This window comes from Salinicola salarius (assembly GCF_003206135.1).
Taxonomy (GTDB): Bacteria; Pseudomonadota; Gammaproteobacteria; order Pseudomonadales; family Halomonadaceae; genus Salinicola; species Salinicola salarius.
In genome coordinates, this window is the sequence record NZ_PZJT01000003.1 from 130,282 (window position 1) to 150,763 (window position 20,482).

17 protein-coding genes are annotated in these 20,482 nt (G+C 63.5%); 5 read left to right on the forward strand and 12 right to left on the reverse strand.

Features of this window, described 5'->3' with window-relative positions; genetic code table 11:
* Positions 1-266: 266 nt before the first annotated feature.
* The 5 genes from DOM32_RS03885 to DOM32_RS03905 all read right to left on the reverse strand — a co-directional run bounded on the left by DOM32_RS03885 (position 267) and on the right by DOM32_RS03905 (position 6,728).
* Positions 267-2,645 (reverse strand): Tex family protein, encoded by a 2,379-nt coding sequence (locus DOM32_RS03885; protein ID WP_071232654.1) that lies wholly within the window; start codon positions 2,643-2,645, stop codon positions 267-269.
* A gap of 241 nt (positions 2,646-2,886) precedes the next feature.
* Positions 2,887-4,470: a phosphoenolpyruvate carboxykinase gene (locus tag DOM32_RS03890; RefSeq protein ID WP_110631451.1), complete on the reverse strand. Its 1,584-nt coding sequence runs from the start codon at positions 4,468-4,470 to the stop codon at positions 2,887-2,889.
* Positions 4,471-4,655: 185 nt separating this feature from the next.
* Positions 4,656-5,528 carry an Hsp33 family molecular chaperone HslO gene (gene hslO, locus DOM32_RS03895; protein ID WP_071232559.1) on the reverse strand — a complete coding sequence of 291 codons (873 nt, stop codon included), beginning with the start codon at positions 5,526-5,528 and terminating at the stop codon, positions 4,656-4,658.
* A gap of 100 nt (positions 5,529-5,628) precedes the next feature.
* Positions 5,629-6,021 carry an RNA-binding S4 domain-containing protein gene (locus tag DOM32_RS03900; protein ID WP_071232558.1) on the reverse strand — a complete coding sequence of 131 codons (393 nt, stop codon included), beginning with the start codon at positions 6,019-6,021 and terminating at the stop codon, positions 5,629-5,631.
* Between the two features lie 47 nt (positions 6,022-6,068).
* On the reverse strand, positions 6,069-6,728 hold the full coding sequence (locus DOM32_RS03905) for an HAD-IA family hydrolase (protein WP_110631454.1): 660 nt from the start codon (positions 6,726-6,728) through the stop codon (positions 6,069-6,071).
* 141 nt (positions 6,729-6,869) lie between these two features.
* Between DOM32_RS03905 and nudE the strand changes: the two genes are divergently transcribed.
* Positions 6,870-7,463, forward strand: a complete 594-nt coding sequence (gene nudE / locus DOM32_RS03910; protein WP_110631456.1) for an ADP compounds hydrolase NudE — start codon at positions 6,870-6,872, stop codon at positions 7,461-7,463.
* Between the two features lie 138 nt (positions 7,464-7,601).
* On the opposite strand, the gene DOM32_RS03915 is transcribed toward nudE, so the two are convergent.
* Both DOM32_RS03915 and DOM32_RS03920 read right to left on the reverse strand, forming a co-directional pair.
* Positions 7,602-7,967, reverse strand: a complete 366-nt coding sequence (locus DOM32_RS03915) for a hypothetical protein (protein ID WP_110631459.1) — start codon at positions 7,965-7,967, stop codon at positions 7,602-7,604.
* Between the two features lie 108 nt (positions 7,968-8,075).
* The gene (locus DOM32_RS03920; RefSeq protein ID WP_110631462.1) at positions 8,076-9,026 is read right to left on the reverse strand and encodes a LysR family transcriptional regulator; all 951 of its coding nucleotides are present in this window, start codon (positions 9,024-9,026) and stop codon (positions 8,076-8,078) included.
* A gap of 210 nt (positions 9,027-9,236) precedes the next feature.
* Here DOM32_RS03920 and DOM32_RS03925 point away from each other — a divergent pair, with 210 nt between their 5' ends.
* Together DOM32_RS03925 and DOM32_RS03930 are read left to right on the forward strand one after the other, a co-directional pair.
* Positions 9,237-10,838: a UxaA family hydrolase gene (locus DOM32_RS03925; RefSeq protein WP_110631465.1), complete on the forward strand. Its 1,602-nt coding sequence runs from the start codon at positions 9,237-9,239 to the stop codon at positions 10,836-10,838.
* Between the two features lie 120 nt (positions 10,839-10,958).
* Positions 10,959-12,002 carry a 2-keto-3-deoxygluconate permease gene (locus tag DOM32_RS03930; protein WP_110631467.1) on the forward strand — a complete coding sequence of 348 codons (1,044 nt, stop codon included), beginning with the start codon at positions 10,959-10,961 and terminating at the stop codon, positions 12,000-12,002.
* Between the two features lie 80 nt (positions 12,003-12,082).
* On the opposite strand, the gene DOM32_RS03935 is transcribed toward DOM32_RS03930, so the two are convergent.
* On the reverse strand, positions 12,083-13,132 hold the full coding sequence (locus DOM32_RS03935; RefSeq protein ID WP_110631469.1) for an oxidoreductase: 1,050 nt from the start codon (positions 13,130-13,132) through the stop codon (positions 12,083-12,085).
* A 182-nt stretch (positions 13,133-13,314) separates the two neighbouring features.
* Positions 13,315-14,574: an acyltransferase family protein gene (locus DOM32_RS03940; RefSeq protein WP_110631472.1), complete on the reverse strand. Its 1,260-nt coding sequence runs from the start codon at positions 14,572-14,574 to the stop codon at positions 13,315-13,317.
* A 455-nt stretch (positions 14,575-15,029) separates the two neighbouring features.
* Between DOM32_RS03940 and DOM32_RS03945 the strand changes: the two genes are divergently transcribed.
* Complete coding sequence (locus DOM32_RS03945) at positions 15,030-15,797, forward strand: SDR family NAD(P)-dependent oxidoreductase (RefSeq protein WP_110631476.1); 768 nt, start codon at positions 15,030-15,032, stop codon at positions 15,795-15,797.
* Between the two features lie 198 nt (positions 15,798-15,995).
* Positions 15,996-16,919 (forward strand): DMT family transporter, encoded by a 924-nt coding sequence (locus DOM32_RS03950; protein WP_110631479.1) that lies wholly within the window; start codon positions 15,996-15,998, stop codon positions 16,917-16,919.
* 43 nt (positions 16,920-16,962) lie between these two features.
* Here DOM32_RS03950 and DOM32_RS03955 read toward each other — a convergent pair whose 3' ends face one another.
* The 3 genes from DOM32_RS03955 to lon form a co-directional block, all read right to left on the reverse strand.
* Positions 16,963-17,580, reverse strand: coding sequence for a LysE family translocator (locus DOM32_RS03955; RefSeq protein ID WP_110631482.1), 618 nt, complete (start codon positions 17,578-17,580; stop codon positions 16,963-16,965).
* A 103-nt stretch (positions 17,581-17,683) separates the two neighbouring features.
* Positions 17,684-17,893, reverse strand: coding sequence for a hypothetical protein (locus tag DOM32_RS03960; RefSeq protein ID WP_071232547.1), 210 nt, complete (start codon positions 17,891-17,893; stop codon positions 17,684-17,686).
* 85 nt (positions 17,894-17,978) lie between these two features.
* Complete coding sequence (gene lon / locus DOM32_RS03965; protein WP_110631485.1) at positions 17,979-20,408, reverse strand: endopeptidase La; 2,430 nt, start codon at positions 20,406-20,408, stop codon at positions 17,979-17,981.
* Positions 20,409-20,482 lie beyond the last annotated feature (74 nt).

The following is a 20,482-nucleotide window of genomic DNA, read 5'->3' on the forward strand; positions in this document are numbered from 1 at the left end:
GTTCGTGGCGAGTTGATCAGACACGCTCAACACCTTATCTCGTTGGAGGAGCGCTGCTCCCCCGTTTGTCCGTGCGTTGACGATGCCGAAAGGAAATCGCTCCCATCCGGTCCGCCTCGAGCAAAACCTCATTATGGAGCCGACGGTAGCGCTTTCAAGGCTAATGACTTTCCAGACCGATGGCTTTCAAGACCGATGGCTTTCAAGACCGATGGCTTTCAAGACCAGAAGCCGACAGAGACTAGCGGCTTCGCCTCCGTTCGTCGTTACGTCCGCCGCTGTGCCTTCAACAGCGCTTCGGCCATCGCGCCGCCGGGCTGCGCGGATTGCCGGTCACCGCCACCCTGACGGGGCTGCCGCCCTCGCCCTGCGTCGCCACGGCGAGACTTGCCGCCACCGGCGCGACGCTCGCCCGGAGACGTTTTCTCGCCGGCCGTGTCACCGAGTCGCATCGTCAGGCCGATGCGCTGGCGCGCCACGTCGACCTCCATCACCTTGACCTTGACGATGTCGCCGGCCTTCACCACCTGACGCGGATCGTCGACGAACTTGTCGGCCAGCGCGGAAATGTGCACCAGCCCATCCTGATGCACGCCGATATCGACGAACGCTCCGAAATGGGTCACGTTGGTGACGACCCCTTCCAGCAGCATGTCGGGTTCGAGATCGCCGATCTTCTCGACGCCTTCGCGGAACGTCGCCGCCTTGAATTCGGGACGCGGATCGCGGCCTGGCTTGTCGAGTTCCGCCAGGATGTCGATCACCGTCGGCACCCCGAACGCGTCATCGACTGCTAGCGCATCTTGTAGATAGTCCGAGGGCTTGAGCGACTTCAGATAGCGGCTGTCGCCGATCAGGCCGCCCAGCTCGCGGCCGTTGCGCTCGGCGATGCGCGCCACCAGCGGGTAGGCTTCCGGGTGCACGGCACTGGCGTCGAGCGGATTGTCACCGCCCATGATGCGCAGGAACCCGGCGCACTGCTCGAAGGTCTTGGGCCCCAGCCGGTCGACGCTCAGCAGCTCCTGGCGGGTGCGAAATGGCCCTTCGCGGTCGCGCCGGGCGACGATGTTGTCGGCGAGCATCTTGCTCAGCCCGGACACCCGAGACAGCAGCGCGCTGGAGGCGGTGTTGAGATCCACGCCCACGGCATTGACGCAATCTTCGACCACCGCCTCGAGACTGCGGGACAGATTGACCTGGGAAACATCGTGCTGATACTGGCCGACGCCGATCGACTTGGGATCGATCTTGACCAGCTCGGCCTGCGGATCCTGCAGGCGCCGGGCAATCGAGACCGCGCCACGAATCGAGACATCGAGATCGGGAAACTCCCGTGCCGCCAGCTCCGACGCGGAATAGACCGAGGCGCCGGCCTCGCTGACCATGACCTTGGCAACCTGGCGCGGCGCCACGCGCTTGACCAGCTCGGCGGCGAGCTTATCGGTCTCGCGGCTGGCCGTGCCGTTGCCGATCGCGACCAGCGATACCTCGTGGCGCTCGACCAGATCGGCCAGCGTCGCCAGCGCTTCGTCCCAGCGTTTCTGCGGCGCATGCGGGTAGATGACCGCCTGCTCGAGAAAGCGACCGGTGGCATCGACCACCGCGACCTTGCATCCGGTGCGCTGACCGGGATCGATCCCCAGCGTGGTGCGCGGTCCGGCCGGCGCCGCCAGCAGCAGATCCTTGAGGTTGGCAGCGAACACATCGATCGCCTCCTGCTCGGCCCGCTCCCGCAGCCGCCCCATCAATTCGGTTTCGAGATGGGTGTAGAGCTTGACGCGCCAGCTCCAGCGAACCACCTCCTTCAACCAGCGCGAAGCGGGCTGCTCGGCGCCGAGATCAATGCCGACATGGCGCGCGATCGCCACCTCGGCGGGGTGGATCGGTGCCTCGTCTTCTCCCGCCATCGCCAGCGAGAGCGACAGCACGCCCTCCTTGCGTCCGCGGAACATCGCCAGCGCCCGGTGCGACGGCGTCCTGGCGAGATTTTCGTCATGCTCGAAGTAGTCGGAGAACTTGGCGCCTTCGGTCTCCTTGCCCTTGACCACCCGGGCGCGAAGCTGGCCGTCTTCCCACAATCGTTCGCGCAGCCGGCCGACCAGCTCGGCCTCTTCGCTGAAGCGCTCCATCAGGATCTGCTTGGCCCCGTCCAGCGCGCTCCTGGCATCCTCGATGCCATGGCTCTCGCCGGTGGCGCTATCGATGAACGCCGCCGCTTCGCCATCCGGGTCGAGGCCGGGATCGGCCAACAGCCGGTCCGCCAACGGCTCCAGCCCCGCCTCCCGGGCGATCTGCGCCTTGGTCCGGCGCTTCTTGCGATAGGGCAGATAGAGATCTTCCAGCCGCTGCTTGGTAGTGGCTGCCTTTAGCTCGGCGCGCAGCGCATCGGTCATCTGCCCCTGCTCGTCGATCGCCTGCAGGATCGCCTCGCGACGCTCCTCCATCTCGCGCAGATAGCGCAAGCGCTCTTCGAGCGCACGCAGCTGACCATCGTCGAGACCGCCGGTGGCCTCCTTGCGGTAACGGGAGATGAACGGAACGGTGGCGCCGCCATCCAGCAGCTCGACGGCGGCATTGACCTGATTGGAGCGAACGCCGAGCTCATCGGCGATCAACGCAATGATTGCGGTTTGAGTCTTGGACATGAAAACCATCACGATAGGTAGGATCGCGCCACGTTAGCACACCGGCGCGAGAGGCTCACACTCCAGAGGTATCGAAGTCGCACAAACCAGACGGGGATGGCCGATGGCCATCCCCGTCAGATACCGCACGGCTCGCGGCAGCAGCTCGACGAATCCGTCTCGAACAGGCGCCGGCGTGTCTACAGGCGCCAGAGTATCTACAGGCGCCAGAACGTCTACAGCTCCAGATAGACGACAGACGTCAGAGCGTCTGCGGGCCGGCCGCCAGGATCGCGGCATCGACATCGTCGAACTTGGTGAAGTTGGCGATGAACTTGGCCACCAGCGCATTCATCTGTTCACGGTACGCCTCCTGGTCGCTCCAGGCATCACGCGGATCGAGCAGCTTGGCGTCGACCCCGTCCACCGCCAGCGGCACGTCGAGATTGAGCCCTTCGATATGCCGGGTCTCGATATCCTTCAGGTCGCCTTCCTGGATGGCGCGAATGATGGCGCGAGTCGTCGGAATGCTGAAGCGGCTGCCGCCCTGGCCGTAAGCCCCGCCACTCCAGCCGGTATTGACCAGGTAGACACGAGACTCGAAGGCCTCGATGCGCTTGATCAGCAGGTCGGCGTACTCATGTGCCGGGCGCGGGAAGAACGGTGCCCCGAAGCAGGTCGAGAACGTCGCCTCGAGGCCGCTGGCGGAGCCCATCTCGGTCGAGCCGACCTTGGCGGTGTAGCCGGACAGGAAGTGATAGGCCGCCGCTTCCTTGGAGAGCAGCGAAACCGGCGGCAGCACGCCGCTCATGTCGCAGGTCAGGAAGATGATCGCGCTCGGCTCGCCGGCGCGGTTTTCCTCGACCCGCTTCTCGACGAACTCCAGCGGATAGCCGGCGCGTCCGTTCTGGGTCAGGCTGTCGTCGGCATAGTCAGGCACCCGATCCTCTGCCAGCACCACGTTTTCCAGCACGGTGCCGAAACGGATGGCGTCCCAGATGATCGGCTCGTTCTTGCGCGACAGATCGATGGTCTTGGCATAGCAGCCGCCTTCGAAGTTGAAGACGGTGCCTTCGCCCCAGCCATGCTCGTCGTCGCCGATGAGATAGCGTTCCGGATCCGCCGACAACGTCGTCTTGCCGGTGCCGGACAGCCCGAAGAACAGCGTGGTTTCCCCATCCTCGCCGACATTGGCGCTGCAGTGCATCGGCAGCACGTCCTTCTCCGGCAACAGGAAGTTCTGCACCGAGAACATCGCCTTCTTCATCTCGCCCGCATAACGCATGCCGGCCAGCAGCACCCGACGACGCGCGAAATTGATCATCACCGTGCTTTCGGAACGCGTACCGTCGCGCTGCGGGTCGCAGACGAAATCGGGCGCGCTCAGCACCGTCCACTCGCTCTTGTCCTTCGGATTCCAGTTGTCGGGGCGCACGAAAAGGTTGCGACCGTAGAGGTTGTGCCAGGCCTTCTGCGTGATGACACGAATCGGCAGGTAGTACTCCGGATCGGCGCCGACATGTAGCTCGGAGACGAAGGTATCGCCACCCGCCAGATAGTCCTCGACCCGCTCCCACAGCGCATCGAATACGCTCGGTCCGACCGGGCGATTGACCTGCCCCCAGTCGATCAGATCCGACGTGGAGGGCTCGTCGACGATGAAGCGATCCAGGGTGGACCGGCCGGTGCGCTCGCCTGTCTCCACCACCAATGCACCATTGGCGGCCAGCACGCCTTCTCCTCTTGCGAGGGCATATTCGACCAGCTCGGCCGTGGTCAAATTGGTATGCGCTTTCGCGTGGCGGGAATCATTGGCAGCCTGGAACGAGGCTTGAGAGGTGGTCATTATCCGGTCCTGGGCCCTGAGGCCTCTGTTTTCGTGTCGTTTCACAGCGTCGAAGGCCCGCCGCTGCGACGCCTGGCGGGCGAAAAAGGATCGTCATTATGGCAAAAAGCGCCCGACGCGCAAACGCAGGACGCTCGATGCCAATGCCGCCTTGATCGAAGCCCGGGCCTCGGCGAACGGCAGAATCAGTGAAGTGTCGGCGATGGCGCCTGTGGCGAGTCGATGATCGCCTCGATTTCTGCCGCACTAAAATGGTACCGGGTATGACAAAAATGGCACTGCGTATCGATCGCCTTCTGCTCGTCCAGAATGCTGCGCAGCTCATCGGCGCCAAAGGTATGCAGGGCATTGGCGATCCGCTCCCGCGAGCAGGTGCAGCCGAACGCCAGCGCCTTGGGCGCGAAGACCCGCGTGGTTTCTTCATGGAACAGCCGATACAGCACGTCCTGGGCCGGCAACGTCAGCATTTCGTCGTCGGTGATCGTGGAGGCCAGATGAACGACACGCTCCCAGGCATCGGGATCCTTGTTGGAGGTATCGTCCGGCAGCTGCTGCAGCAGCAGACCGGCGCTGCGCTGGCCGTCGGCGCTCAGCCACAGGCGCGTCGCCAGCTGCTCCGACTGCGCGAAGTAGGCTTCCAGGCAGCTCGCCAGGTGATCGTGTTCCAGCGCCACGATGCCCTGATAGCGATTGCCCTCGGCAGGATCGAGGGTGATCACGATCTGGCCGTCGCCGACCAGCTGTCGCAGCGTGGCGTTGTCGGCGAATACCTGATTCTCGTCATAGCGGGCGATGGCCCGCAGCTGACCGCCCGGATTGGATTCGGCCATCAGCACATCGACGCCCTGCTTGCCCCGGATTTCCAGGCTGACGGTGCCATCGAGCTTGACCGTCTCGGTCAGCAGGGCCACGGCGCTCAACAGCTCTCCCAGCTGATAGCGGATCGGCTCGGGGTAATCCTGGCGCTCGAGCACTTCCCGGTAGGCGGACTCCAGTTGCACGATCTCGCCGCGTACATTGGTATCGTCGAATAGAAAACGCTGGATTTCATCGTTCATGAATCATGTCTCGTCGGATGCCGGGCGAATCGCTGACGATCGCCCGGCAATGGCAGATAGGGGGTTGGCAGGCAGCTCACGGCGCCAGTGCGCCAGACGTTCAGTCGTCGGTCTGTTGACGCTGGAAGCGGTGGATATCGCGACGCTGGCGCTTGTCCGGTCGCTTGATCGGTGGCTGCATCACCTGATTGGCCAGCTTTCGCTGATGCGCTTCCCGCGCGCGACGGTCGATGCTGTCGGGGGTTTCGGCATAGAGTTGCTGCGCCTCGGGCGCGCCGCGGCGCTGGTCGGACAGCGCCAGGACCTCGACGGTCGCGTTGTCCCAGCCTTGCGGCACCTCGATCAGCGCCCCGACCTCGACATTCCTGCTGGTCTTGACGCGATTGCCGTTGTAGCGGACCTTGCCGCCTTCGATCGCTTTCTTGGCCAGCTGGCGCGTCTTGAAGAATCGCGCCGCCCACAACCATTTATCGATACGAACCGTTTCACTCATGGATCTGTCACCTCGACCTGCGTAGATGGGGGTCGCTGTCCATGGCTTCAAGCCGGCGTTTCGGGCAGCAGTGACGCGAAGCGATCGACGACGGTGAATGCCGGATGCGAACTACCGGGCTTGCGGCTGTCGGGCTGATGGATGCCCAGCAGGTGGCGAATGCCGTAATCCCGGGCGCACGCCAGTACGTCGGTATTGTCATCGACGAACAGGCTGCGTGCGGGGTCGAACGGATGTAAGGTCTGCATCGCGTCCCAGAACGCTGGCTGCTCCTTGGGCGCCCCCACGTCCGCGGAAGAGACGATACGGTCGACATAGCGGTCCAGGCCCGTCAACGGCAGCTTGAGCCCGAGACTCTCGCGGTCGGCGTTGGTCGCCAGCACGACGTCCACCGGCGCGGCCTTGAGCCACTCCATGAATGCCAGCGCGTCGGCGCGCCAGCCGATCAGGTGCGCAACCTCGCGTTTGAGCGCGACGATATCCAGCGACAGCTCGCGACTCCAGTGCGCCAGGCTGTACCAGTCCAGCGTTCCGCGGGACTCGAGAATCCGAGTCTCCAGCGCGGTGCGATGCGAGTCGTCGAGACGATGCAGCTCGACGTAGCGACGCGGCAGGTGCTCCAGCCAGAAATGGCTATCGAAGTGAAGATCGAGCAACGTACCGTCCATATCCAGAAAAACGGTATCGATGGCATTCCAGTCGATCATTGGGCGATACCTCGGCAATCGGACGGAAAGGGAATCCCGTTGGGTGTCGTCATTGCCGCCTAGGCGAAGAATGGACATTTCCCACACGGGCAGGCGTCGATTATTGTACCCAGTGCAACCCGCCCGATGCACGGAGGCCCCATGGCGCCGACAGACTCTCCCTCGTTACCCTTGACCAAGCCGACGATTCTCGAGCGGCGCCATATGGCCCAGAGCGAACTGTTTGCGATCGAATCACTCGATTTGCGCTTCGCCAATGGCGAGCAGCGAACATTCGAACGTTTGAAAGGCAAGGGACGCGGTGCGGTGATGGTGGTGGCGATGCCGGACCCCGATCATGTACTGCTGATCCGCGAATACGCAGCGGGCTTCGATGAATATATGCTCACCCTGCCCAAGGGATTGGTCGACCCGGGCGAGGACATCATCACGGCCGCCAATCGGGAACTCATGGAAGAGTGCGGCTTCGGCGCCAACCGCATCGAGCCGCTGGTGGAACTGTCGCTGGCGCCCAACTACATGAATCACCGCATGCAGGTGATGCTGGCCAGCGATCTCTACGAAAGGCGGCTGGAGGGGGACGAGCCCGAACCATTGATCGTCGAAACGCACGCCATCGACGACATAACCGGCTTGCTGGCTCGCGACGATTTCCACGAAGGACGCGCCATCGCAGCACTCTTCATCGCGCGAGAGAAGCTGCGCAGCGAACGCGAGTCCGACAGCTGGTGGTGAGGACATCGTCGCAGACGCAGGCGGTCCATCTCTCCCGTGTCTCGACACATGACAAGAGAACGACCCCCGCCCCGCTGAGCGGGACGGGGGTCGAGCAGTAAGACCAGCTATCAGCTGCTATCGCAAGCGATATTCTTATCAGTCGGGATTCACGTCCTGCGCGGAGTCAATGCCGTGGTTACCTTCCATATCGTCCTTCATCGGGCCACGGGCTGCGGATTCATCCTGTGCAGAGCCACCTTGGGCCTTCAGGCTGCCCGGCTGAGTATTGGCAGAACCCGTCTGGGCATTGCTGTCGTCAGGCAGGTTGTTCTCCGACGGCAGCGAACCATTCGTCTGGCCGGCAGCGGAACCTCCCTGAACCTTGGTGGGCGAAGAACCACCAGACTGGGTATTGGCCGAACCCGTTTCCGGGCTGACGCTTGGCGCCTGCTCCTGAGCGAAGGCGCCAGCGGTCGGCAGAGCAATCAAGGCGGCAAAAATGGCTGCGTTAAGCTTTTTCATGTGAATCCTCCATAATTCATCCTGGCTCGCAACACGATCCCGGCAACCGTTGCCAATGCTGCCCGTGTCACGAGAGCTTGCCTGAGCAATCTATACAAAACCTAGACACTAATCCGGCACTTGGCAAATTTCGACGCCCCCTTCTCCTTCATTGTCATAACATTCGATAAAGCGTCGGGCCGCCGGCGACAGTTCCCTATCACGCCGCCAGAGCAGCTCGAAAGCGGGATTGCGCGTTTTGAAAAGATAGTTCACCCGCGCCACGTGACCCCGCGCCACCTGCTCCCGCGCGATACGTTCCGGCAACAGCGCGAGCACCCCATCGTCCCGTTCCAGCATGGCCAGGATGGCGTAGGTCGACGAGATCTCGATCGACTGTACCGGCTGCGAGAGGCCCGCCGCGACGAACTCCTGCTCTAGCATCCTCGGCATGCTGACGGGATAGACGATCCATGCCTGCCTGGCCAGGGCGATGAAATCGGGCGCTTCGACCTTCACCAGCGGGTGCGCAAGATTGGCGACCACCCAGAGCGGTTCGGGAAAATGCCCGTGGCAATGGTAATCGCCCGGACGCCGCCCGAAGTTGGAACGGCACAGGGCGACATCGATCCGCCCCTGATCGAGCAGCCGCAGCAACCCCTCGCTGGTATCCTCGATCACCTGCAACGACAGCGAAGGCTGCTCGGCGCGCACCTTGACGACGGCCTCGACGATCGCCGCGATGGCGCCCATCGTTCCCCCCACCGCCAGATGCCCGCCGAAGCCCTGCTGGATACCGATCATCTCCTCGCGCAGATGCGCCACATCGGTCTGGATCAGCCTCGCGTAGCGCACCACGCAGCGTCCCAAATCGTTGGCTTCCAATCCCCGTGCGCTGCGCAGGAACAATGGCGCGCCCAGCGTCGACTCGATCTCGTTCAGCGCCCGTGTCGCGCCGGGCTGGGAAATCGCCACCTGCTCGGCGGCCTTGTGAATGGAGCCGCACTCGTCGAGCGCCATCAGCAGGCGCAGCTGGCGCAAGCGCAGACGCGACATCAGGGTTTCCAGCGTCGGGGGCATCGACGACTCCTCTCGCTTGCGACGCGATCAAGAATTGAGACTTTGGGCGAATGCACGATCGTTATCACTCGATCAGCAACTCTCAGTGGTGGGGCGCACCGTGACCGGATAGGGTGTGGCTACAGGAATCATAATAAATAACTGATTAGAAAGGCTTTGAGCCGAAGCCGCATAGACCAAAGTGGCACAAGCCGCCCGAGGAGCCAACTCATGGCACTGATCGAACACACCACCGAGGCCCCCGCCTCGATCATCCGCCTGCACGAACGCGACGATGTCGTCATCGCACGCACGCCATTGCCCAAGGGTACCGAAGTCCTGCCGGACGTCATCCTGACAGATGCCGTGCCTGCCGCCCACAAGATCGCCATTCGCGCCCTGGACAGCGGGGACATGATTCGCCGCTACGGTCAGATCATCGGCCGCGCCACTCGCCCCATCGCGCCCGGCGATCATGTCCACGTCCATAACCTCAGCATCGGCGACCTGGAAGGCGCCGGTCAGGAACAGGGCGATGTGGAGGGCTATTCGAAGGGCTATTCGAAAGACTATGCCATCGGCAGCGAGGTCACGCCCGTCGAGCGGATCTCCCCTGCGGCCACCTTCATGGGGATTCAACGAGCGGATGGCCGTGTCGCCACGCGCAATTACATCGGCATTCTCACCTCGGTCAACTGCTCCGCCACGGTCGCTCACGCCATCGCCGACCATTTCCGGCGCGACGTTCATCCCGCGGCGATGGCGCCCTACCCCAACGTGGATGGCGTGGTCGCACTGACTCACGGCGTAGGCTGCGCGGTGGCCGCGGATGGCGAAGCGCTGGAGATGCTGCGGCGTACGCTCGCCGGCTACGCGCGCCACGTCAACTTCGCTGCCGTGCTGGTCATCGGCCTCGGCTGCGAGACCAATCAGATCGACGCGCTGATCGAGTCCCAGGGGCTGAAGCCCGGCCCCAGGCTGCACCCCTTCACTATCCAACAGATCGGCGGCACCACCAAGGCGATCGCCGAGGGCATCCGCCATATCGAGCAACTGCTGAACGAAGCCAACCAGGTCGAACGGATACCCTGCTCGGTCGAACATCTACGGGTCGCGCTGCAGTGCGGTGGCTCCGACGGCTACTCCGGCATCACCGCCAACCCTGCCCTGGGCGCCGCCGTGGACCGGCTGATCGCCCACGGCGGAAGTGCGGTGCTGGCCGAAACACCGGAAGTCTACGGCGCCGAACACCTGCTGACGCGCCGGGCGGTCACCCCCGCCGTGGCCCACAAGCTGATCGAGCGTATCCACTGGTGGGAGGAGTTCTGCCGGGTTCGCGGCGCTTCGCTCGACAACAACCCGTCCGCGGGCAACAAGGCCGGCGGCCTGACCACGATTCTCGAGAAGTCGCTGGGCGCGGTGGCCAAGGCCGGCACCACGCCGCTGGTCGAGGTTCTCGAGTACGCCGAACCCATGCGCGAACGCGGCCTGGCTTTCATGGACTCCCCCGGCTTCGACCCGGTCTCGGTCACCGGCCAGGTCGCCAGCGGCTGCAATCTCATCGCCTTCACCACCGGCCGCGGCAGCGCCTTCGGCTGCGCGCCGGTCCCCTCCATGAAGCTTTCCACCAACAGCGCGCTGTGGCGCCATCAATCGGACGACATGGATATCAACTGCGGGGCACTGATCGACGGTGAGATCGAGATGGAACAGCTGGGCGAGCAGATATTCCAGCGCTTTCTGACGCTAGCCTCCGGCGAGCGCAGCCGCAGCGAACGTCACGGCTACGGCCAACAGGAGTTCGTGCCCTGGCAGATCGGCGTCATTACCTAAGTTCCACTCCCCTTTTCTCGGTTTCTATCCCGAGCCCGGCTTTCTGTCATGAGCCGGTCTTGAAGCATGAGAACGCCGCCATTGGCGGCGTCCATTCCTGACAGGCATGGAGGAGATGGCATGTCGGCAACCATATCACGCGTACCCATCTACGATACGCTCAACCGCATTCCAGGCGGTCTCATGATCGTTCCGCTAATCCTCGGTTCGATCTTTGGCACGCTGGCGCCTTCGGCGTTGGAAATCGGCAGTTTCACGACGGCTTTGTTCAAAGAAGGCGCTATGGCTTTCATGGGTCTGGTAATCTTCGCCACCGGTATGCAGATCACGCCGCGAAACGCCGGACCTATCGTTGGTACCGCCAGCGTCATCCTACTGACCAAAAGCCTCATTCCCGGTGTGCTTATCGCGCTACTAGGTCTAACTACAGGTATGAATGGCCTGTTCGGGATCTCGATTCTGGCGATGCTGGCTGCGATGGACAACAGCAATGGCGGTATCTGGCTGGCCTTCACCGGTCGCTACGGGGATCAACGTGACCGCGGTGCTTATATCGCCAGCGCAATCAACGATGGACCATTCTTCACCCTGATTCTGATCGGTGCGTCAGGGTTGGCAGACATTCCATTCGAAGTCTTCATGGCAGCGATCATTCCGCTGTTGTTGGGCATTTTGGTAGGCAATCTAGACCCCAAATGGACCGAAGTGCTACGCCCGGTGCCGGAGATGGTAATCCCGTTTTTTTCATTTGGTCTCGGTACCGGCATCAATCTCACCGATGTCGTGCATGGCGGTATCACCGGATTGGCCCTAGGTCTAGTCGTCGCTCCCTTGACCGGGGGACTTGTCTATCTAGGCTACCGTTACTTGCTGAAACGCGGCCGGCGCAGCGGCATCGGCTTCGCTGCAGGGACGACCGCAGGCAATTCCATCGCGACACCAGCAATTGCCGCCGCTGCCGATCCCTCTCTACAAGCCTACGTGGGCGTCGCCACAACTCAGGTCGCTGCCTGCGTGCTGGTCTCTGCCTTGATGGCACCAGCCATCGCCTCTTGGCTACTCAAACGCAACGGTGAGTTACGCTCACCCGAAGAAGCACAAGAGGCAAACATGCAACAAAGGCACACCACTTCTTGCTCACGTCCTGAGCCGATCATGAAATAGTATTCACGCCATAAAGCAAACGACCCGAGCCANNTGGCTCGGGTCGTTTCGGATACACCACAACCATTTCGAAGGGCACGTTACGTCAGGCTGACGAACTGCCCCGACTCGGCGCTCTGGATGCCGGCCTCCAGCACCCGTATCACCTCCAGCGCGGCTTCCGCCGTCACAGGAAGCGGCGAGCCGTTGCGAATGGCATCGCGAACGCCGGCGTAGTAGGCCAGGTAGTCCCCGGGCAGGGTCGGCACCTCGTGCAGTTCCGGCTGGATGCCCTCGCGTACCTGGCCGATCGTCATCATGCCGTGACGCCAATCCTCTCCCCAGTGCGGCGAGGGCAAGCGGTCGCCGCGCTTGAGCATGTCCTCCTGCGGGTCGAGGCCGTGCTTGACGTAGCTGGCCCGCGTGCCGTGTATCGTGAAGCGCGCTCCCGGTGCCGACACCAGCGTACCGCCATGCAGGATCACCCGGCATTCCCGGTAACGCAGGATCGCATGGAAGTAGTCGTCGACCTTTGCCCCCTCGCGCTGGCAGGCCAGGTCGAGCAAAATCGCCTCCGGCGTACCGAACAGCACCAGGGCCTGGTCGAGCAGATGGGAGCCGAGATCGAACCAGGCGCCGGCCCCAAGTGCGGGGTCCTCGCGCCAGCGCTGCGCGACATCCGGGCGGAAGCGATCGAAATGCGACTCGAAATGCACGATTCGGCCCAACGACTGGCTGTCGATGAGATTGCGCACGGTCAGGAAATCCGAGTCCCAGCGCCGGTTGTGAAAGACCGACAGCAAGCGCTTGGCCTCGGTGGCCTGATCGCACAGCTTGCGGGCTTCATCCAGTGTCACGGTGAACGGCTTGTCGACGACGACATGCTTGCCCGCGGCCAGCGCCTCGCTGACCAGCGAGTAGTGCGTCGCATTCGGCGTGGGTATGACGACCAGATCGATATCGTCGCGAGCGAACAGCGCCTGCGGCGTTGATTCTACCGGCACGCTCGGCCAGTCGGCATGAACCTTGTCGGCGTCCCGGCTCGCCACGGCAACCAGTGAAAGCCCGTCCTGCGCGGTGACCAAAGGCGCGTGGAACCGTTTGCTGGCCATGCCATAGCCGACCAACCCCACACGGATGAGTCCCTTCATGCTGCGTCCCTTAGAGATGGATTCCTGATCGCTTCGCCGGCCGCACCGGCGAAACGCCCCTTCGTCTAGGATATCTCATGCGGGATCGCAATGATTCACCCCGAAAAAGGACCTTCCGGACGCAGAATTCAACGCTACTCATACCACCCGGCACGGTAGTGGCAGCGGCGCAAGGCCGAACCTCAAACCCTGACCGGCACCAGCGGTGACCGGCGCTGCTGCCACGCCGTGGGCAATCTCGCCTCCAGCCAATGGCGTATCGGCGCCACCACGAAGCGCTGCATCAGAAGCGCCAGGACGACGATCAGCGCCAGATGAAACGCCATCGTCCACAGCGGAATCGCGAACTTGAGCGCCAAGTTGCTGCTATCGGCGATCCAGCTTTCGTGCCATCGCTGCAGCAGCCAGCGCGTCCCTCTCGCCATCGGGCCGATCAGCGGCGTGTGCAACGCGAAGATACACAGTGCCGACTCTCCCAACCGCTGCGCCCAGGCCCGTATCGTCGCGCTGCTCGGCGCAGCGAATGCACAAACGCTGAGTAGCACCAGTGCCTGGAATGGCAGCAGCAAACCGTTGTGGGTCAAGTAATACAGATGCAGGCCATCCATCTTGAGCAACCAGACTCCGATCGGCACACCGCACAAACCGAGCGCCAGCAGCGGGTAGCGGAAGCGCTGGAACAGTGCGCTCACCGGTTCCGATTGCCAGGCCCGGTAGAGCAGGATGCCGGCCAGGAACTCCGGAAGCCGAAACAGCGGGTTGCGGTGGAGAATGCCCACCGTCACATAGTCGAACGAGCCTGCCAGCGTCGCCACGAGTGGCCCCAAGGCGTAGAGCCCCCAGACGCCCAGCAGCACCAGCCCCCAGCGCTGAACCCGCATCAGCCTCGGCGCCAGCCACGGGAAGCAGGCATAGAAGAACAGCAGCGCGGAGATTGACCAGGACGCGCCGTTCAGCCACAGGAAACGCGGCTCCCAGGCCTGCAGCAGCGTGAGCTGCAGTGCGATATGGCCCAACGCACTCGGCCAGGATAGACGCTCCGAAAACGCGGCTCGCGCTTCATCGCTCAGCGGGTAATAGGGGTGCGAGTTGAAGTAGACGTAAACCCCTTCCGGACGAATGGGGTACTGCAGCAACAACAGCCCGATCGACAGCAGCATCGTCAGCACATGAATCGGGTAGAGATTGCACAGCCGCTTGGCAACGAAGGCCGGGCCGTGCACCTTCATCTCCCCCGCATGGTCCAGCGCCACGTGGGCGAGCAGGAAGCCGGACAGCATGAAGAACGTGCTGGTGGCGAAGAAGCCCATGCCGACGAAACTTCTCACCATGTCGGGCATGTCGCTGTAGATGCCGCCGAAGTGATAGGCGACCATCCACAGCGCCATCAGGAAGCGAAGCCACTCCAGCCCGTAATATCGTTGCCGCTTGATCGTGGACATGACGCCATCTCCTTTCACATCGATCGCCGGATCGTGTCTGACGCCCCGAGCGACCCAATAAGACCCAAGAGGCAACCTGTACATGAGTGATATCGCGGCGAGCGGCGATGAAGCAGCCAGCCAGTCGAGTCGATAGCGAGGAATCAGCGGAAAAAGCGGTACCGGGATCGGTCGAACCGCAGTCATCGGGGAGCGCCCCGCTATCGTCGCCAAAGCGTAACCAAACGGCAACGGAAATCATCAGACTGTGTCGTCAATCACGGGGTTTTACACAAAGCCTTGGTCCTTGTCGCCAGAAGACGACAGGCTTCTCGCGACTCGACCTGACAACTTGCGGCAAAGATGCGCTAAGCTCTGTCTGAAAACGCGAACCGACCCGATCGTCGGCCAGGACATCATCTCTTTCTCTTCGCTCGGCGTCGGCGCTTCTCACCTATCCCGGATCAGGAGCCAGCATGAGTCACAATCCCCCCGTCGCTTTCATTACCGGTGCCACCTCAGGGTTCGGGCGTGCCTGCGCCCATCGCTTTGCCGAGGCGGGCTGGGCCCTGGTGCTGACCGGCCGCCGGCAGGAGCGTCTGGAAGCGGTCAAGCAGCAGCTGGAAGATCAGGTCCCGGTTCATGTCGCCACGCTGGACGTGCGCGAGCGCGACGCCGTCGCCCAAGTGGTCGAGGCACTGCCGCCAGCGTTCAAGGCCGTCAAGGTGCTGGTGAACAATGCCGGGCTGGCGCTGGGTGCCGGCCCGGCCCAGGAAGCGAATCTGGACGACTGGCAGACCGTCATCGACACCAACATCACCGGCCTGGTCAACGTGACGCGTACGCTGCTGCCGACGCTGATCGAGGTCGGCCGCGGCGCCGCCATCATCAACATCAGTTCCACCGCCGCGCTATGGCCCTATCCGGGCAGCCACGTCTACGGCGCGTCCAAGGCGTTCGTCAACCAGTTCTCCTACAACCTGCGCTGCGACCTCAAGGGCACCGGCGTTCGCGTCACCGACATCGCGCCCGGCATGGCGGAAACCGAGTTCACGCTGGTGCGGATGAAAGGCGACCAGAGCGCCCACGACAAGCTCTACGGCGGCGTGGAGCCGATCCAGCCGGAAGACGTCGCCGAACAGGTCTTTCTCGCCGCGACGCTGCCGCCGCACCTCAACATCAACCGGCTCGAGCTCATGCCCGTTTGCCAGTCGTGGGGCGGGCTCTCGGTAGATCGGGACTGACTGACGGCCGACGACAAGCCGGCAAGCCCCGACGTCGCTGGCAATATCCCGCCGGTCGGGGCACTCTCGAAGACGGGTCACGCCCGCCACCGGGTGCCATATCCACAATCACGGCCTCTCCACGATTACAGCCATCTCCACAATCACAGCCATCTCCACAATCACAGCTATCTTCATAATCACAACAATGAGATCGACATGTCTGACGTTCCTTCCGCCGCCGCGACGACCGAGCGCGAGCGGCCACCCCTTTGGCTGACCGCCGCCCCCGGCCTGTTCCTGCTGTTGTGGTCGCTGGGATTCCCGGTCGCGAAGATCGGCACCCTTCACGTGGACCCGTTGCTGTTTCTGGGTCTACGGTTCGTGCTCGTGCTGGCGATCATGCTGCCGATCTGGCTGTGGCTGCGCCCGCCGATGCCGACCCGGCCGAGCGCGTGGGGCCATCAGGCGGTGGTCGGGTTCCTGATACAGACCGTCTACTTCGGTTGCTGCTACAGCGCCTTCGCTCTCGGCAGTTCCGCCGGCGTCGTGGCGCTGATCGTGTCGCTGCAGCCGATCCTGGTCGCCCTCGCCGCCCCCGCGATGGTGGGAGAAACCATCGGCAAGCGACGCTGGCTCGGCTTCGGGCTGGGTTTCGTCGGCGCCGTGGTGGTGATCCTCGGCCGTTCGACGGTGGAAGGCGTCACGCTCAGTGGCCTGCTGCTGACCATTGCCGCCCTGCTCGGGATGAGCGGCGCGACGCTCTACGAAAAGCGCTACGGCCAGCCGCTGCACCCGGTCAGCGCCAACCTGATCCAATACGCCACCGGCCTGATCACGACACTGCCACTGATCCTGCTGTTCGGGCATTTCACGCTCGACTGGGACGGCGCGCTCGTCGGATCGCTGGCCTACCTGGTCGTCGGCAATTCCCTGATCGCCATCTCGCTGCTGTTGGCGATGATCCGACGTGGCGAAGCCTCGCGGGTATCGGCACTTTTCTATCTGGTGCCGCCCTGCGCCGCGCTGTTCTCCTGGTGGCTGATCGACGAGCCCATGCCACCGATCTCGTGGCTGGGCATGGGCATCGCCGCCGCCGGTGTCGCCCTGGTCAGCCGCAAGCCCCGCAACCGGCAAGCGTAAGGGCAGTGGCGGCATTCGGCGCCTGGCGATCAGCGCCTGGTAATCAACTCTTGGCGATCAGCAGCGCCCCGGCGCCAATCATCAGCGATCCGGCACCCCGATTGAGGCGCCGCTGGGCGTGGGAGGAGCGAAAGATCCGCCGCGCCCGTGCCGCGCCGGCCGCGACCAGGCAAAGCCCGCCCATCAGGCCAACGACGGTCAGCGCCACCAGCAGCGTCAGCGAAGAACCACCGAGCCGATCCAGATCGACGAAGGTCGGCAGGAACGCGATGTAGAACAGGATCACCTTGGGGTTGGAGGCGGAGATCAGAAAGCCCTGCATCATGCCGGCAAGCGCCCCGCCGCTGGCGCCGGCCGCGGACATCTCGTCGTCCTGCGTCGGGCTCGTCCACAGCTTCCAGCCGAGATAGAACAGATAGAGCGCGCCCAGAACCCGGATCACGCCGAAGACTTCTCCCCAATGCTCGGCGAGGGTCGCCAGGCCGAAGGTGGCGAGCAGCAGGTAGAGCACGTCACTCAGCGTCATGCCCACCGTCAGCGAAATGCAGCGGCGGAAGCCGGCATTCATGCCGGTGGCGATCAGGGCGAACACGCCCGGGCCGGGCGTGATGGCGAACAGGAAGATCGCCAGAAGATAGGTAACGGCACTTTCGAATGTCATCAGGGCTCACGGGTCCGAGGTCGACGAGCGTCGATTGTCTACCTCGAAAAAGCGGCAGCGCAAGTGCGCTGCCGCTCGGGGTCGTTGCCGCGAACCGGTAGGCTCAGCAGTTGCCCTTCTTGGCCTGACCCGGCGGGCAGAAGTCACCGTCGCCGTGACCATGGCCGTGATCGCCATCGCCGATGATGACCGGCGGTTCCGGATCGATCCGCGCCGGGTGATAACTGCAGGCGCTCAACAGCACCATCGCCAGCAGCCCCCAGATCGCCGCGATCATGTAGCGCGGCCGCTGTTTCTTCTCGCTCTTGGACACACCTTGCTCCTTGTTTTCATGCCGGTCGATGTCACGCCGATCGTCACGCCGGCCTCGTCGATCAGCGTAACACGATGCCGACGTCTCAGCGGCCGAACACGACCTTGGCCACATCCGGATAGATCCTGGCGAAGTGCACGGTCATCCCTTTCTTGAGGTAGGCCGGCAGCTCGTCGTAGTCGCGCTTGTTGGCCTCCGGCAGGATCAGCTCGAAGATATCGCTGCGGCGCGCGGCGATCACCTTCTCGCGGATACCACCCACCGGCAGTACCTGGCCGGTCAGCGTCAGCTCGCCGGTCATCGCCAGCGGGCGATCGATGCTCTGGTTACGGGCCAGCGACATCAGCGCCGTGGTCATGGTGACGCCGGCAGACGGCCCGTCCTTCGGCGTCGCGCCCTCGGGAACATGGAGGTGAATGAACGCCTCGTTGAAGAAGTCCGCATCGGCCCCGTACTCGCCCAGATGCCCCAGCGTGTAGCTATAGGCGATGTTGGCGGACTCCTGCATCACCTCGCCCAGCTTGCCGGTGAGCTTGAAGCCGCGGGTCAATGCGTGAACCTTGGTCGCCTCGATGGGCAAGGTGGCGCCGCCCATCGCCGTCCAGGCCAGGCCGGTGACCACGCCGACGCCCTTGAGCACCTTCTCCTTGCGGAACAGCGGCGCGCCAAGGAACTCTTCCAGGTTGTTGACCGAGACCTTGACCGTCTCCTGCTTCTCCTCGAGCATCTTGACCGCCGCCTTGCGCACGATCCGGTGGAGCTGCTTTTCCAGCTGGCGCACGCCGGCTTCGCGGGCATAGCCCTCAATCACCTGCTTGAGCGCGGCATCGGTCAGGTTGATGCGCTTCCTGGGAATACGGTCGCGTTCCAGCAGCTTCGGCCACAGATGATGCTTGGCGATCGCCATCTTCTCTTCGGCGATATAGCCGGAGAGGCGGATCTGCTCCATGCGGTCGAGCAGCGGCCCGGGGATGGTATCGAGCTGGTTGGCCGTACAGACGAACAGCACCTTGGAGAGATCCAGGCGCACGTCGAGGTAATGATCGAGAAAGTCGACGTTCTGCTCCGGGTCCAGCACCTCGAGCAGCGCCGAGGCGGGATCGCCCTGGAACGACTGGCCCATCTTGTCGATCTCGTCGAGCATGATCACCGGGTTCTCGACCTCGACCTCCTTGAGCGCCTGCACCAGCTTGCCGGGCATGGCGCCGATGTAGGTGCGGCGGTGCCCCTTGATCTCGGCCTCGTCGCGCATGCCGCCCACCGAGAAGCGGTAGAACTTGCGCCCCAGGGCATCGGCGATCGAGCGTCCGACCGAGGTCTTGCCCACCCCGGGCGGGCCGACCAGCAGCACGATGGAGCCGCCGACATCCCCCTTGAACGACCCTTCGGCCAGGAACTCGATGATCCTTTCCTTGACGTCGGTGAGACCGTCGTGGTCACGGTCCAGCACGCCGCGGGCGCGCTTGAGATCGAGCTGATCCTCCGAGGTAATGCCCCAGGGCAGCGAGGTCAGCCAGTCGAGATAGTTGCGCGTGGTGCCGTACTCCGGCGAGCCGGTTTCCAGCACCGACAGCTTGCCCAGCTCGTCGTCGATACGCTCCTGAACCCGCTCCGGCACCTCCAGATTCTCGAGCCGGCCGCGGAAGGTATCGACGTCGCTCTCGCGATCGTCCTTGGAGATGCCCAGCTCTTTCTGGATCACCTTGAGCTGCTCGCGCAGGAAGAACTCGCGCTGGCGCTCCTGCATCTGCGAGTTGACCTGCTCGCTGATCTGGTTCTGCAGCTGCGCGACCTCGATCTCCTTGCGCAGCAACGGCAGCACCTTCTGCATGCGATCCATGATCGGCAGCGTCTCGAGCACGCCCTGCAGCTCGCGACCCTTGGCCGAGGTAATGGCCGCGGCGAAGTCGGTCAGCGGGCCCGGCTCGTGGGGGCTGAAGCGGTTGAGGTAGCTCTTCAGTTCCTCGCCGTAGAGCGGGTTGATCGGCAGCAGTTCCTTGATGCCGTTGATCAGCGACATCGCATAGGCGCGGGCTTCTTCGGCCTCGGCATCGACCGGCTCGCGCGGATAGGAGACCTCGACCAGATACGGCGGCGTCTTCGACAGCCAGCGCTGAATGCGGAAGCGGCGCATGCCCTGGGCGATGAACTGGATCTGCTGCTCTTCGTTCTGGGCGCGGTGAACCTTCACCGCGGTACCGATCTCGGGGAAGCTGCCCGGGTTGAGTTCCTCGACCCCGACATCGCCGACGAATGCCACCCCCACCATGTGGTGCGGCGTGTTGGCGACCCGTTTCATGGTCTCTTCCCAGCGCTGGCGCTGAATGATCAGCGGCTGCACCTGGGCCGGGAAGAACGGACGATTATGGATGGGGAGGAGATAGATTCGCTCCGGCAGATAATCGCCGGAGGGAACGACGGCGCCACTGGCCGATGAATGTGACTTCTGATCATTGCCAGGTGTCTCCTGGCTGGCTTCGAAATAGTCCGCGGAATCCCGGTTATGATCGCTCATTATTCACCCTGAGTTCGTGGCCAGTGCTGGCCGAATGACCTAGGGATGCGGGCGCCGGGGCGGGAGTTCAAGTC